The 13,772-nt window shown below is 45.4% G+C and carries 10 protein-coding genes; 8 read left to right on the top strand and 2 right to left on the bottom strand.

Annotation, left to right across the window (positions count from 1 at the left end; translation table 11 throughout):
- Window positions 1-265: 265 nt before the first annotated feature.
- Window positions 266-2,251 carry a leucine-rich repeat domain-containing protein gene (locus GJS45_RS15480; RefSeq protein WP_162342772.1) on the bottom strand — a complete coding sequence of 662 codons (1,986 nt, stop codon included), beginning with the start codon at window positions 2,249-2,251 and terminating at the stop codon, window positions 266-268.
- Window positions 2,248-4,155, bottom strand: coding sequence for a hypothetical protein (locus GJS45_RS15475; RefSeq protein ID WP_162342771.1), 1,908 nt, complete (start codon window positions 4,153-4,155; stop codon window positions 2,248-2,250). The genes GJS45_RS15480 and GJS45_RS15475 overlap by 4 nt, the downstream gene beginning before the upstream one ends.
- A 369-nt stretch (window positions 4,156-4,524) precedes the next feature.
- Here GJS45_RS15475 and katG point away from each other — a divergent pair, with 369 nt between their 5' ends.
- The 8 genes from katG (at window position 4,525) to GJS45_RS15440 (ending at window position 13,679) form a co-directional block, all read left to right on the top strand.
- Window positions 4,525-6,795 carry a catalase/peroxidase HPI gene (gene katG / locus GJS45_RS15470; protein WP_162342770.1) on the top strand — a complete coding sequence of 757 codons (2,271 nt, stop codon included), beginning with the start codon at window positions 4,525-4,527 and terminating at the stop codon, window positions 6,793-6,795.
- A 451-nt stretch (window positions 6,796-7,246) separates the two neighbouring features.
- Window positions 7,247-7,627 carry a PH domain-containing protein gene (locus tag GJS45_RS15465; RefSeq protein WP_162342769.1) on the top strand — a complete coding sequence of 127 codons (381 nt, stop codon included), beginning with the start codon at window positions 7,247-7,249 and terminating at the stop codon, window positions 7,625-7,627.
- 143 nt (window positions 7,628-7,770) lie between these two features.
- Window positions 7,771-9,222 (top strand): sulfatase, encoded by a 1,452-nt coding sequence (locus GJS45_RS15460; protein ID WP_162342768.1) that lies wholly within the window; start codon window positions 7,771-7,773, stop codon window positions 9,220-9,222.
- Window positions 9,223-9,261: 39 nt separating this feature from the next.
- A complete protein-coding gene (locus tag GJS45_RS15455) occupies window positions 9,262-10,110 on the top strand; it encodes a sugar phosphate isomerase/epimerase family protein (RefSeq protein WP_162342767.1) in 849 nt (282 codons plus the stop codon).
- Between the two features lie 54 nt (window positions 10,111-10,164).
- The gene (locus GJS45_RS15450) at window positions 10,165-11,658 is read left to right on the top strand and encodes a hypothetical protein (protein ID WP_162342766.1); all 1,494 of its coding nucleotides are present in this window, start codon (window positions 10,165-10,167) and stop codon (window positions 11,656-11,658) included.
- A gap of 346 nt (window positions 11,659-12,004) precedes the next feature.
- Entirely contained in the window at window positions 12,005-12,730 is a 726-nt protein-coding gene (locus tag GJS45_RS15445) for an outer membrane lipoprotein-sorting protein (protein ID WP_162342765.1), read from the top strand.
- 312 nt (window positions 12,731-13,042) lie between these two features.
- The gene (locus tag GJS45_RS23965; protein ID WP_262887943.1) at window positions 13,043-13,165 is read left to right on the top strand and encodes a hypothetical protein; all 123 of its coding nucleotides are present in this window, start codon (window positions 13,043-13,045) and stop codon (window positions 13,163-13,165) included.
- Between the two features lie 268 nt (window positions 13,166-13,433).
- Window positions 13,434-13,679, top strand: coding sequence for a hypothetical protein (locus GJS45_RS15440; RefSeq protein WP_162342764.1), 246 nt, complete (start codon window positions 13,434-13,436; stop codon window positions 13,677-13,679).
- The last annotated feature ends 93 nt before the right edge of the window (window positions 13,680-13,772 follow it).

The following is a 13,772-nucleotide window of genomic DNA, read 5'->3' as shown; positions in this document are numbered from 1 at the left end:
GGGTTTAGAAGGTTAATTGCTGCTTTACATTTTGCACCAGCGCGATACCTTTACCGGCGACTAACACAGACTGTGTCGTTTACTGCCTCAAGCGTGGGGGAAAACGATCTATTTTTTCCTGGCCAGTCAATTAAGCCGGTGGCTGCATTAGGACGAAAAGCCGTAAGCGTAAAAAAAGAAAAAAAATTGTAATTTTACCTCAAAAGGAGATCATTTTTTTAACCCGGGACCGACTGGGCGACCAAGGAGCTGGTAAAACCATTCGTTACGAATCCACGCCTAGCCAATCGGGTCCATTTAGCTTCGCAATAATGGAATAGTTGCCTATGCAATCCCCGGAGAGAATGTCCTCGGCGCTAGGATCGTAATAGTTGCCGCTGGTGCTTAACTTATGGTACGAGCCATTTTCAAGCAAATGGGTTAATTCACAGAAATTGGCCAGAAAATCATTGTTTTGGATGACCAAAGCGTACCGGGGAGCGTTTTCAGAACCGTCTCCGACACCGACAGCAGCGAGGTTTTCCAGGCCCGATAAGGTCTTAAGCTTGTAATTGCCTTCGATGGTAAATCTTCGCTCAACATGTGTGAGTGCCGCTAATTCATCCAGGTTCTCCAGGTAATAATTGTCCCGAATTTGAATGTCGAATCTGATTTTCGGGGCAATTCCCAATCCCTTAAGCGTCTGAAGGGAAGTGCTTTGTAGGTTCAATCGGCCATTCACTTTTCCGGAAGGTGAAAAGAGTCCCTCCAGGGTTTTTATTCCGCTCATCGTGGAAAGGGAGAGGCTATTTAGCGTTTCTATTCCATATTGGAAGGCCTCAAAAGAACTAATTTTAGATTGATTACTTATTTCGAGAAGCCCTAACTCTCGCAGCCCGGATAAGCCTTCAAAGGATTCCAGATTTTCGTTATCTGCCAGAATTAGTTTGTCAACCCGGGATAATTGTTCCAGACCGCGGAGGTTTTTCAACCCATTATTGGAAGTAATTTCGATCCATTTCCCCACAACTAAATGGCCGAGGCCTTCCAAATTCATTAAGGAATGGTTTTCCTTGATAAAAATAATAGGAGGCGGGTTGGTCAAATCCGGCAAGCCACTTACGGTTTCCAGCCTGGGGTTGTTGGAAATGTCCAGCAAACTCGGGATGTTTTTTATGTTTCCCAAGCCTTCCAGGGATGTTAGCTTTGGATTATTTCGAATGGTCAGGGCACCGTCCAAGGATCGTAAAACCTCTAAGGGGCTGAGGTCTGTTATGGCATCGTTTCCTACGCTGCTTTCGATGATTAGGTCGCCTCTGATGCCATCGTAGCAGCTTACCGGCCATACGTTCACCTGTGTCTGGCTTTGGAGAATGACATTCCCAGAAAAACTGCCTCCCGGACAGTCCCTGTCCTTACTTTCCATTTTGATGATTAAGGGGGTGGAACTGTATCGCCGCAATTCCTCTAAGGTAAACGTTTTCGAATAATCATTCCAATCTGGACTACTTGCCCGGAGGGTATACGTATCCGCAAGGGCCAAGGGGATGCTTTGATTTATCCCTGGTGACAGGTTCCAGTCCAGGGTATCGTCCAGTACGCTGACTTTCACTGTTCCGGCCAGAAAGTCCATCAGCCGTAGATCCGATACCAATGCCACATAAATAGAAAGGGGACCCACCACTTCCAAGGAAAAGGACTGCAGGCCAAAATCTGCCGGACTTTTTCCCTGAGTAGCGATTACTTCCAGGGAAAGCTGGGTTACTGGTTCTTCTTCGGATTCGACGGGAATGAGGTCTAATGTCAGGGGTAAGGCCAGATCCGATTCTTTACCGAGGGGAGAGGTCTTTTGCGGAGCAGCCTCTGCTACGGAATTACCTTCACCCATGATGTAAAAGGAAATCACCTCATAGGTCCCCTCCGGTAGAAAAATTTTCTCTGTCAGGTAATGCCCTTCTTTTTCTTCTACCTGGATCGCCGTTGATTCGTAGGCAGTTTTTGATCCGTCCGTGCTGCGAATGGTAATGGTTGCTTGTTTTACCTGCTGCTGTTCGCTGAGTCTTCCCTGTGGGGAAGCACCTGTGTTCCGATTGAGTCGTAAAACGATGGAAGGCACCTTTGATTCACTTTCCGGCACTTCCGGCCCGGGATTTTGGTCCGGTACCGGAGATGGTTGGGCAGTGGGATCCGGCGTTTCCAGGCCTTCACAGCCCCACCATGCCCCCGCCAGACCTATCCAAAGAAGCCATATGATTGCGTTCCGGTTTTTCATAGTTCTTCTTCGTTACAGTCCCCATTGATAAAATCTTCCAGCGATGGGTTGTACCCATTGTTTTCTATTACGGAAAAACCGGCCCCAAATTCAATTATCTTATCTGCAAAGCCGCAAAAATCCGTCAGAGAGGCATTGTCGGTGAAGGTAAATAACTCGGGATTTATGGGGTAGGGCATGGCATCGGGTTCTATAGTCGGGTAGTAAACAACCTGATCGATGTTATGCAAGCCATCCAGACTTTGAATTTTTGGATTATTTACCAGCGTTATCCTGGAAAAAAGAACGGTAAGGGTAGAAAAAGGTAAGAGGTCCTGTAGGGATGCGTTGTTTTGAATGATGATTTTAGAAAAGTATTCATAAAATGCCAGGTCCTGCAGTGTCTCGATTTTTGGCTGGTTACTAAATTCAAAGTGCTTCATCACCATTCCCTCGGGTGCCAGTAGTCCTTTCAGATTCTCCAGGTTTTCATTGTTTTTTAGCATCAGTCGGTTAATCTCGGTAAAGCCGGTAGAAGCGGAGCCACCAAAGTCCACCAAAACGGGATTATCTGAAATTTGGATGATTCCTATCTTCTCCTGAAGGAAATTGAAACTTAATTGCGTCAAATTTGGATTGGCTGTAATGGTAATCTCCCCCATCTGCCGGAAACGTCCCAATTGATCCAGAGAGGTAAAGTGTTCCATCGCTTCGATATGCAGTTTTGCGATCGCAGGAGTAACCGCTTGCAGTCCCTCAAAATGGCGTAGGTTTGGATTTTGAATTAACCTTAATTCCCTTACATAATTCAATCTGAATAAATCCGCCAAGGACTCCAGTCGTTCGTTATCCTGGATGGTCAGGGTACCGGAAATTACCTGCAACCGATGCAGACCCATTACCGATTTTAAGGAAGGATTTTCTAACAGACTCAGGTTGCCCTGTATCTCCTGAAGGGTGCTCAGTCCACTGAGATCGGTCACCGGATCCGGCTCATCTGCTGCCGATTGGCCCAGCAACAAGTCTCCCTGTATGGCCTCATAGCCCTTTCTCGAAAAGGAATCTACCGCTGCCTGTGTGGCTAAAGCGATCGATCCTGTAAATACACCGCCAATAAATTCCGCACCGCTACTTTCTTTTTTCATTTCTAAAATCAGCGGTTGCTCAGCAAATTGCCGCAGGCTATCGTACGAGAGGGTTTGTTTTAGGGATTGGTAGGTGTCACTTTCGGCCAGGAATACATATGCATCCGAGCCTTTAGGAAGGACAATACGGTTCAGGTTTCTGCCAAGTGGCTGCGTTCGGGTAACATTGCCAATGCTCACGGTGAGTTTTCCAGGTAGATAGTCCAGGTAATCGTCCGTGCTTTCTCCGGTAAGCGTCAGGAAAAAGAAAAAGGTATCTATAAATCCTTTTGTGTCGGAAGGGAAGCCGAATTTTTCAGGAGAGGCATTGGCGGTGGAAATGACTTCCACGAGTATTTCTGCCGACCCCGCAGTGTTCATTTCAAATGCTAGCGGAAAGGGCTGGTTTAAGTATGCTGCGAACGGGGAACCTTCCCTGGGACTGGCATAGAGAATGGTTTCTAGGCTATCCTTAAGGTAAAAATCCGTGATTTGATAGTTTCCCGGAGGCAAACTTAAGTCCTCAATCAGTATTTCGTCCTGAAACCTTGTTAGCGCGATACTTTTAGAGGAATAGGCTGTTTCTGAACCGTTTTCACGGAGAATGGAAATGACCAACTGGCTGACCCCTTGAATGGGAACTTGTTGAAGGCGACTGCTTTCGTTGCCGGCAACGCCTTGTTTCAATTGGATGGAAAGCGTCCCCTCTTCTGCGCGGGGTTTCTCCTCTACTGTTTCACAAGCCCCAAAAATCAACCCACAAAAAAGCAGGAGATACGGGCCAAAAATCCGTACTGTCATAGCCATAAATTAAAAATGCTACTACAAAAGTAATACTAATTTTAAATACATCAAAATGTAATTTGAATAAATAAATATGTTATTTGAACTTAATTAATTTTCACCGTTAGTTATTAAACCCTGGCCTAAGGGTTGCGAGTTATGATTTTAGATGATAAGCCAGGGGGATGTTTTCTGGAATTGTTTCAAATCCAACGGAGGAGTTTCTTTTTGTTACTTAACAAAGCGTTTGAGGCGACTTTATAATTTAAGGAATCATTTTAGCGGGTCATTGATTTTTTCAAAAGAGTATTGATAAAATCAATGAAAATAATTAAATGATAGATACTATATTTGTTGTCTAAGTAAGAAAAAAACAAGTCAAAACATATGAAAAAATCAATAATAGTTAGTTGGCTTCTGATAACAGGCGCACTTTTTTCGGGGTGTCAAAAAAACGAAAGTCAGGAAGCTGAGGCAGATGGGTATACCGGAGCTACTCAGAAAAGCAATTCCAATCGAATTGCTACCAGCAACAGTGATTGGTGGCCCAATCAGTTGAATTTAAGTGTTCTTCGCCATAACTCTTCACTATCCAACCCCATGGGTGAGGATTTTAATTATGTAGAAGAATTTAACAGTCTGGATTATGAAGCCCTGAAAAAGGATATTGAAGCGGCGATGACTGAATCACAGGATTGGTGGCCGGCAGATTACGGTCATTATGGAGGTTTATTTATTCGAATGGCCTGGCATAGTGCTGGTACTTACCGAACCGGGGATGGTCGCGGTGGCTCCCGTTCCGGGCAACAGCGTTTTGCACCGCTTAATAGCTGGCCTGATAATGCCAATTTGGATAAAGCAAGACGCTTGCTGTGGCCCATAAAGCAAAAATATGGGGACAAAATTTCCTGGGCAGATTTAATGGTGCTTACGGGTAATGTCGCTCTGGAATCCATGGGATTCAAGACTTTTGGCTTTGCCGGTGGTAGGGAAGACGTTTACGAACCGGAACTGGATGTGTATTGGGGGGCTGAGAACAAATGGCTCGGTGACGAAAAACGTTATTCAGGAGAAAGGGAGTTGGAAAATCCACTCGCTGCTGTACAAATGGGCCTGATCTATGTCAATCCGGAAGGGCCCAATGGCAATCCGGATCCGGTACTTGCTGCGCACGATATTCGTGAAACTTTCGGAAGGATGGGCATGAACGATGAAGAAACGGTCGCCTTGATCGCAGGTGGGCATACCCTGGGAAAAACCCACGGGGCAGGGGATGCATCAAATGTAGGGCCTGAGCCGGAAGCGGAAAGCATTGAAGCGCAGGGGTTGGGGTGGAAAAGCACCTATAAATCAGGAAAAGGTCCTGATGCCATCACCTCCGGGTTGGAAGTAATCTGGACCTCCACTCCTGCCAAATGGAGTCATTTATTCTTCTTCAATTTGTTTGAAAACGAATGGGAACTGACCAAAAGTCCCGCAGGAGCACCTCAGTGGGTGGCCAAAGATCCAAAAATGATGGTTCCAGATGCCTTTGATCCGGAAAAAGAGCACAAACCTACCATGCTGACCACCGATTTATCCTTGCGATTTGACCCGGTGTATGAAAAGATATCCAGAGACTTTTATGAGAATCCAGAAAAATTTAACGATGCCTTTGCCAGGGCATGGTTTAAACTTACCCATAGAGATATGGGACCAAAGACCACCTATTTGGGTCCGGAAGCCCCTACAGAAGATTTGATCTGGCAGGATCCCATTCCGGCAGTAAATCATACGCTGATCAATGATCAGGATATCGACGCTTTGAAATCTAGCCTTCTGAATTCCGGTTTGTCTATCAGCGAGATGGTCGGAACAGCCTGGGCATCCGCTTCCACCTACCGGGGTTCGGACAGAAGGGGAGGGGCCAATGGGGCGCGTATCCGTCTGGCTCCACAAAAAGATTGGGAAGTTAACAATCCCGAGCAATTGAAGAAAGTGTTGGATGTGCTTGAAGGAATTCAGGGTGATTTCAACAAAAAATCGACAAATAAAAACGTATCCCTGGCAGATTTGATTGTCTTGGCAGGCAATGCAGCTGTGGAAAAAGCAGCGTTAAATGCAGGTTATTCGGTGAAAGTGCCTTTTATTCCTGGTCGCATGGATGCTACCCAGGAACAAACCGATGTGGAATCTTTTGCCTTGCTTGAGCCTATGGCAGATGGTTTTCGCAATTACTTGAAAACCCAATACACCATATCTACGGAAGAGTTGTTGTTGGACAAAGCGCAATTACTTACACTTACAGCTCCCGAAATGACTGTTTTGGTAGGAGGCATGCGAGTGCTCGATGCCAACTTTGACGGATCCGGACATGGGATTTTTTCAGACAAAAAAGAGACGCTTTCCAACGAATTTTTTGTGCATCTGTTGGACATGAGTACCGAATGGAAAGCCAATTCGGATACCAAAGAAACCTTTGAGGGCAGGGGTAGAAAGACAGGTGAATTGAAGTGGACAGCTACCCGTGCGGATCTGATATTTGGTTCCAATTCTGAATTGAGGGCCTTGGCAGAAGTATATGCAAGCGAAACGTCCAAAGAAAAATTTGTCACAGACTTTGTTGCCGCCTGGGACAAGGTGATGAAGCTTGACCGATTTGACCTGATCTACCAATGAGCTGCGACTTTGTAAGTCTTCGCTAATTGGGTGAAAGAAATTTAACAAAAAGCCAGACCCTCGGATCTGGCTTTTTGTTCTTATCCTGGCGTTTTTCATTATTTATTACGTGTATTTCTTACATACCCACTAGGGTGTGGCATCGAGACTGACCGTTTTCGAGGAAAAATGAGGGTTTGAAATCAACAAGTGATTTAAATTAAAACCGATGTTTATTTCTTCCCTGGTTGAATCGGTGTAAAACAGAATAAACAGATATTGTCCCCCAAATTCCCATTTGCAATACTTTTTCAATCTCCAATCTTCGCGGTTTTCCTAATAGTTACCACCACCAAAGAAATGTAAGGGGAAAAATCAGGTATTATACCTGGAGAAAACAAATCTCCACATAAAAATGAGTAGATTTATTCCTGTAAATTAAATCTAAAGAGATCCGCTGATAACCAAGGTTATGGGAATATTCAATTCAATACTAGGTAATGCAGGTGCCGTCAATAAAGAAACCCTCCAAATGGATTATGGAAGAATACTGACGGCAGAAGAGCAAATAGAAACGGGATTTAAGCTTTTCAGAGATACGTTCATTTTTACCAATAAACGACTGGTCCTGGTGGACAAGCAAGGTCTTACGGGAAGAAAATCCGAATACCTTTCCTTGCCTTACAAGAGCATTTCCCGCTTTAGTATAGAGACAGCAGGAACGTTTGATTTGGATGCAGAATTAAAAATTTGGATTTCCAGTGATCCGCAGCCGGCGGTGAGTAAGAAGTTTAATAAATCGGTGGATGTTTATGAAGTACAGAAATTACTGGCGGGTTTTGTACTTGGGTAATTGCATCGCCTTTTGCCCCATGCCTGCTTTTTACAGCTTCATGGATATCGCTTTAACCTGGCAAACCAATATCACTAACGATTGAGTAAATTTATTTTGTATAACGATCATTTTCCGTAATTAATTTACCCTATTCTATGCCCATGAGAAACCTGATAATCCCCTTTCTATCCAGTTGCTTTATGCTGCTTTCCTTTACCGTTCTGTCCCAGGAGCGGCCCAATATCGTCCTGATTATGGCAGATGACCTCGGCGGAAGAGATCTTCCTGCCTATGGAAATCGATTCAACGAGACGCCCAATATCGACAAATTAGTCAGTCAGGGAATGCGCTATCTCCATGCCTATGCGGCTCCGGTTTGTTCGCCAACCCGGGCCAGTATACAAGCGGGTCAATATCCCGCCAGAGTAGGCATATTCGACTTTATTCCCGGTCATTGGCGCCCTTACGAAGAGGTGACCGTTCCCCATCACCCGGTTCAGCACCTGCCAGATAAGATTGTTACTATCGGCAATGCCATGCAATCGGCAGGCTATACCACCGGATATTTTGGCAAATGGCATTTGGGAAATAACCCCGAGCACCTGCCCCACAACAGGGGATACGATAAAGCCTATATGTATGCAGGCGGTGGCTTTTACCAGCCCCGATTTGTTCCGGAATATACGTCTGCTGAAGGGGCCCGACTGAGTGAAACCCTCACCAGCATGGGGGTTGATTTCATCGCTGAGAATAAAGAAAATCCTTTTTTTCTCTTCATTTCTCATTACGATGTGCACGTGCAGTTGGACGCAGATAGGGACTTGATTGAAAAATACCTCAACAAACCGAAGGATCCGGATTATGCCAGCAATGCCGTGTATGCAGCGATGATTTCTCATATAGACGAAAGCGTGGGTACGGTCATGGAGGCCATCGATGAAATGGGCCTGGCTGACAATACGGTATTTATATTCTATTCCGATAACGGCGGAGTGGATAACCGATTTGACAATGTCCCACTCCTGGGAGGCGACAGCAAAGACGTTTATCCGGAAGGTCATCCCCTCCGCTACATTGCCACCAACAATGCGCCGCTGCGGGCAGGAAAGGGAACGCTTTATGAAGGAGGGATCCGTGTGCCTTTAATCGTTCGCTGGCCGGAAAACGTAAAAGCGGCTAGTACCTCTGAGGCCATTGTCTCCACTGTTGATTTTTATCCCACTTTTTTGGATCTGGGAAAGGGTGAACGACCGCTAAATCAGGTGCTTGATGGGTATTCTATGGTGCCTTCCCTGACAGAAAACAGGTTTGACCCGGAGCGGGAAGTGTTCACCCATTATCCCGTATACCATCACGAGCAGCCCATGTCCGCTTTGAGAAAAGGTTCCTGGAAAATCATAGAAAACCTGGTGTCCGGCGAGTTTGACCTGTATAATTTGCGGTACGATGTCAACGAAATGACCGACCTTAAATTCAGTTATCCTGAAAAGTTGGCTGAAATGAAGTCCGCATTGAAGAAATGGCAAACGGAAACCAAAGCCCAAAATCCGGTTCCTAATCCTGATTTTGACCCGGCCAAAAGGTACGAATGGGGTACCAATCCATTCAGGTAATTGAAGGAAAAAATACGTCATTAACAAAATAAACTTACTATGAGAAAGAAAATGTGGGTATTTGTAGCCCTACCGGTAGTCTTGCTGGGTATGGCCAGCATGGTAAAAAACCCTGTTCGTGAATTCTCGCTTGAAAAGAGCGACTGGCGCATGGGCATAGCTTTGTACTCCTTCAACAGGTTTCCTTTTTCCAGCTCCTTAGAAAAAGCGAAAGCTGCCGGAGTAACATACGTGGAAGGCTTTGATTTTCATAAAATGGGTAGCGATTTTGGCGACAAAACAATGAAAGATCTTGGCCCCTCAGAGGCAAAAACAGTAAAAATGCTGTTGAAGGATAAGGGATTAAAAATGAAATCCATGTATGTAGGAACAGCACAGACTGAAGCCGATTGGCGCAACGCCTTTGAACTGGCCAAATCCTTGAAGGTCCAATACCTGGTCACAGAACCCAAACGGGAGCATTGGGATCTGGTGGATGAGCTTGCGGGAGAGTTCGACATCAACGTTGCGCTTCATCAGCATTCCAAGGAGGCAGGAAGTATTTACTGGCATCCGGATTCGGTATTGTCTGCGATTAAAAACCATCCTAATTTCGGGGCTTGTGGAGATTTGGGGCATTGGGTCAGAAGCGGACTTAATCCCGTGGAAAGTTTAAAAAAGCTCGACGGTCACCTGATGAGCATTCATCTCAAGGATCTGGATGCTTACGGCCAATCTGCCAAAGACAGGATGGTGGGCGAGGGGATCATTGATTTTGAAGCGGTGGTTGCCGAACTCGATAGGCAGGCCTTTGATGGGGAGGTCTATGTGGAATGTGAGCATAATATGGAGGATAACCTAAAGGATGTCCAGCATGCGGTAGCCTATTTTGAAAGTCTAAGTCCTTGAGGCAAGGTCCGTGCTTTTTATATCTAACTTATTAGATCAGAAACAACTAGCACTATGAAACAGAAGTATTTAAAAAATATAATCCATACCAACAGGGTCATTTGCGCTCCCGGATTAGCTATTGGGTTACTTTTTCTGGCGGGGCTGCTTTGTTTTCCTGCTTTTTCTCAGGATGCCAACCGGTTTTTCCAGGCTGGAGCGTACAAGAGTAATATTACCCCAAAATTAGGTGGTCCCATCATTGGTAATTGGGATTCGCCACCTGCAGAATACGTTCATGACGAGTTGTTTGCCCGAAGCATAGTCCTGGATGATGGCGAGTCGAAACTGGTGCTGGTGACCGTGGATAATGTTGGTGTTGATCAAAAGGTGTTTGATGCCGCCAAGCAAACCATTGAGCAGGCCACGGGAATTCCGGCATCCCATGTGATGATGGCTTCCACCCATACCCATTCGGCCACCAGTGCACGGGGTGTAGGGGATAAAGGAAGGGAATGGCATGCATCCGAGCCGCTGGATGAATACCAGGCATTTTTAGCGTCCAGAATTGCCGATGGCGTGCAGATCGCTCTTCGGAACCTCGAACCTGCCAGAATTGGTTGGGGGTCCGTTGATGTGCCCCAGCATGTGTTCAACCGTAGGTGGAAAATGAAGCCCGGCACGCCCACCCCCAATCCACTTGGAGGTACCGACATCGCTGTTATGAATCCGGGGGTAGGCAATCCGAATCTGCTGGAACCAGCCGGACCTACGGATCCCGAAGTAGCTTACCTGTCGGTGCAGGCCATAGATGGACGGCCGCTGGCCTTGCTAGCCAATTATTCCCTGCATTACGTGGGTGGCGTTCCGGACGGTGAAATATCCGCTGATTACTTCGGTATGTTTGCCGATGAGGTGCAGGAACTACTGGATGCAGCCCGTCAAAACCCGGCCTTTGTGGCCATGATGTCAAACGGCACCTCAGGAGATATTAACAATATTAACTTCAGCGGCCCAAGGGTTAAACACCCGCCTTATGGCAAAATGAAATTGGTAGCAGATGATGTAGCCAGGGCCGTAGTAAAAGGCTATCACGATATTGTTTACCAGGACTGGGTGCCTTTACAGGCCAAACAGGTACTACTAAACCTAAAGGTACGCAGGCCGGATCCTGAACTGGCCAAATTCGTCAGGGAAGTAGCTGCACGGCCCGATTCAGTAGAAGGAAGGCACCGGCTGGAAAAAACCTATGCCAAACGGATCAAGCAGATGGAAACTTTTCCGGATACTATTGACGTGATTATCCAGGCCTTTAAAATTGGAGATTTGGGCATAGGGGCCATTCCTTTTGAGACCTTTGTAGAGATCGGTTTGGAATTAAAAGAGCGAAGCCCAATGAAAAATACCTTTACCATTGCCCTGGCCAATGGGCTTTATGGCTACCTTCCTACCCCTGAGCAACACCAATTGGGAGGGTACGAAACCTGGCTGTCCACGAATAGGGTAGAAGAGGTCGCCTCCGAAAAGATCATTGCTCAATTATTGGAATTGTTTGGGGATCTGGATTAAAAATATTTAAACCAGGCAATGCCTTCGTTTACCCTGCCAGAATTACATGTATTAGCCATCAATCATAGGTAACTGATTTCACTTCTGCGAGAGATTTTCTCATAGGAGTAATTTTTTTTATGTGATGTAGCTTTAACAATAGTATGCTGAACTTAGTCCAACCGCTTCCGGATGTAAATTAAAATTATACCTTATCAATCCCAAGTTATTGGTAATTCCATTACCAATGGCTAACTTGTTGCAAGACAGTATTGTGGGCTGAGTGGCACCAATGCCCTGGGCTCAAAAACTACCGTTTGGGGTTGTGCATTGAATGGGATTTGCTTTAAAATAAACCAGTTATAAAATGCTAAAGCGTTTGGTTCTCTTTATTTCCCTGGCTGGATTCTCCCTGGCTTTGAAAGCACAAGACAGGGAAGCTACTGAAGTGCTGGCCCACTATTTTGAAAATACTGGCGGTATCGAAAACTGGAGGAAGCTTACTACGATGCGGATGAAAGGTTTGATGCGTATGCAAGGGATGGAATTTACGGGAATGATTACCCAGGCTCGACCCAATAAAAAACGGGTAGAAGTAGACATTCAGGGTCAGTCCATGATTCAGGCCTATGATGGAGAAGATGCCTGGTGGTTGTTTCCCATGCATACCGGGCCCGATCCGCAAGCCATGCCAGCGGAAATGGCAGAAGGTATGGTAAACGAATTTGAAGACGACTTTATCGACTATGAAAAAAAAGGGCATACCGTTGAATTATTAGGCGCCATTGAACTAGAGGGTATACCCACCTATGAGATCAGGCTGACAAAAGAGAATGGGGAAGTAGTCTATTACTACTTTGACAAAGAATACTACTTGCCTGTCATGCAGAAGTCAGGTGTAGCGACGGGCCCGATGAAGGGGCAATTCGTCGAAACTTACCTGAGCGATTATCAGGAAGTGGATGGCATGATGATTCCTCATTTTACAGAAGTGAAAGTGAATGGTCAATTTGTCCAAAGTATCACCTTGCAGGAGGTGGACCTGAACCCGGAGGTCGACGACCTGATTTTCTCTCGGCCAAAGAAAGACTAAATCATTTAGCTAAATATCTTTCCTTTTCCATGCGTAGTTAGTTACAAACCCGCCAGTCCTACGAGATTTTTACTTACCATACCTGTATTCCTTCCGCTGCGGAGAAATAGTCCCTGACCTGACGGAAATGGAATGAGTCCTTATTTAGAAAGATCTCGTGAATTTGTTTTAATTCGATATTGCATTGGCCAATTTAGTTGACGTATCTATATGTTTAATCAGGCAGTTATTCCCCTGAAACCAGTAATTGCTTTTCATTTTTTTATCATTATTTTCTTTTTGTATGGCATCCACTGTGCAGGCCAAAACGTCATGGAAAGAGACTCGAAACAGGCACTTCAATATGGAGTACACGAATTGAGTTTCCACACTTCCGAAAAGGGGAAAGATCCCTTCTATGAATTGGACCTGAAATTAGTTTTTACCCTACCTTGAGGTAGCAGCGTTACGGTAGACGGGTTTAATGATGGTGGATCATTATTTAAGGCAAGAGTCTATTGCAAGGAAACAGGAATCTGGAACTGGGAGTCCCAGTCCAATGACCCGGCCATGAATGGCTTGTCCGGATCATTTGAGGTGCTGCCCTCTAAGCAAAAAGGAAAGTTGATGGTACATCAGACCGACCCGTATCAATTCGCTTATCAAAACGGTGATTGGTTTCTGCATATCTGGAAGAGAGGTTAATTTCCAAACCATCAATTTAATGGGCAGAGACATGGCTGCCAGAGAACCCTGGGGAACCTTGCTTACCAATCACCAGTCACGATTTAAAGGCGATGATTTTGTACAGGAGACGTGGTCCGATTTTGTAACGCTGGAGGATCTGGATCAGGTAGCTGGCATTAAAATTCTGGAATACCGCGAAAAAATTAGCCAACCGATTGTTAATGATAAGGACCGATACGAACTCTATCGCCTCGCTGCTCACAGATGTTATTTTTTCAGTTGAGTTGTTAAGTATGTTTCATATTCTTTTTTTCTGTTTCTATTTTAAAATGGGAACTGCTGACCAAATAAACGCCACTTCATCGGTAGGAATAAA

The organism is Cyclobacterium salsum, from assembly GCF_010119245.1.
GTDB classification, from domain to species: Bacteria; Bacteroidota; Bacteroidia; order Cytophagales; family Cyclobacteriaceae; genus Cyclobacterium; species Cyclobacterium salsum.
Note: the sequence above shows the minus strand (reverse complement) of the source record. Positions and strands in the feature narration are given on the sequence as shown.

Bases quoted from the DNA above. Each gene is read 5' to 3' on its own strand.
- GJS45_RS15480 (WP_162342772.1), bottom strand. From the start codon at position 2,251: ATGAAAAACCGGAACGCAATCATATGGCTTCTTTGGATAGGTCTGGCG.
- GJS45_RS15475 (WP_162342771.1), bottom strand. From the start codon at position 4,155: ATGACAGTACGGATTTTTGGCCCGTATCTCCTGCTTTTTTGTGGGTTG.
- katG (WP_162342770.1), top strand. From the start codon at position 4,525: ATGAAAAAATCAATAATAGTTAGTTGGCTTCTGATAACAGGCGCACTT.
- GJS45_RS15465 (WP_162342769.1), top strand. From the start codon at position 7,247: ATGGGAATATTCAATTCAATACTAGGTAATGCAGGTGCCGTCAATAAA.
- GJS45_RS15460 (WP_162342768.1), top strand. From the start codon at position 7,771: ATGAGAAACCTGATAATCCCCTTTCTATCCAGTTGCTTTATGCTGCTT.
- GJS45_RS15455 (WP_162342767.1), top strand. From the start codon at position 9,262: ATGAGAAAGAAAATGTGGGTATTTGTAGCCCTACCGGTAGTCTTGCTG.
- GJS45_RS15450 (WP_162342766.1), top strand. From the start codon at position 10,165: ATGAAACAGAAGTATTTAAAAAATATAATCCATACCAACAGGGTCATT.
- GJS45_RS15445 (WP_162342765.1), top strand. From the start codon at position 12,005: ATGCTAAAGCGTTTGGTTCTCTTTATTTCCCTGGCTGGATTCTCCCTG.
- GJS45_RS23965 (WP_262887943.1), top strand. From the start codon at position 13,043: ATGGAAAGAGACTCGAAACAGGCACTTCAATATGGAGTACACGAATTG.
- GJS45_RS15440 (WP_162342764.1), top strand. From the start codon at position 13,434: ATGGGCAGAGACATGGCTGCCAGAGAACCCTGGGGAACCTTGCTTACC.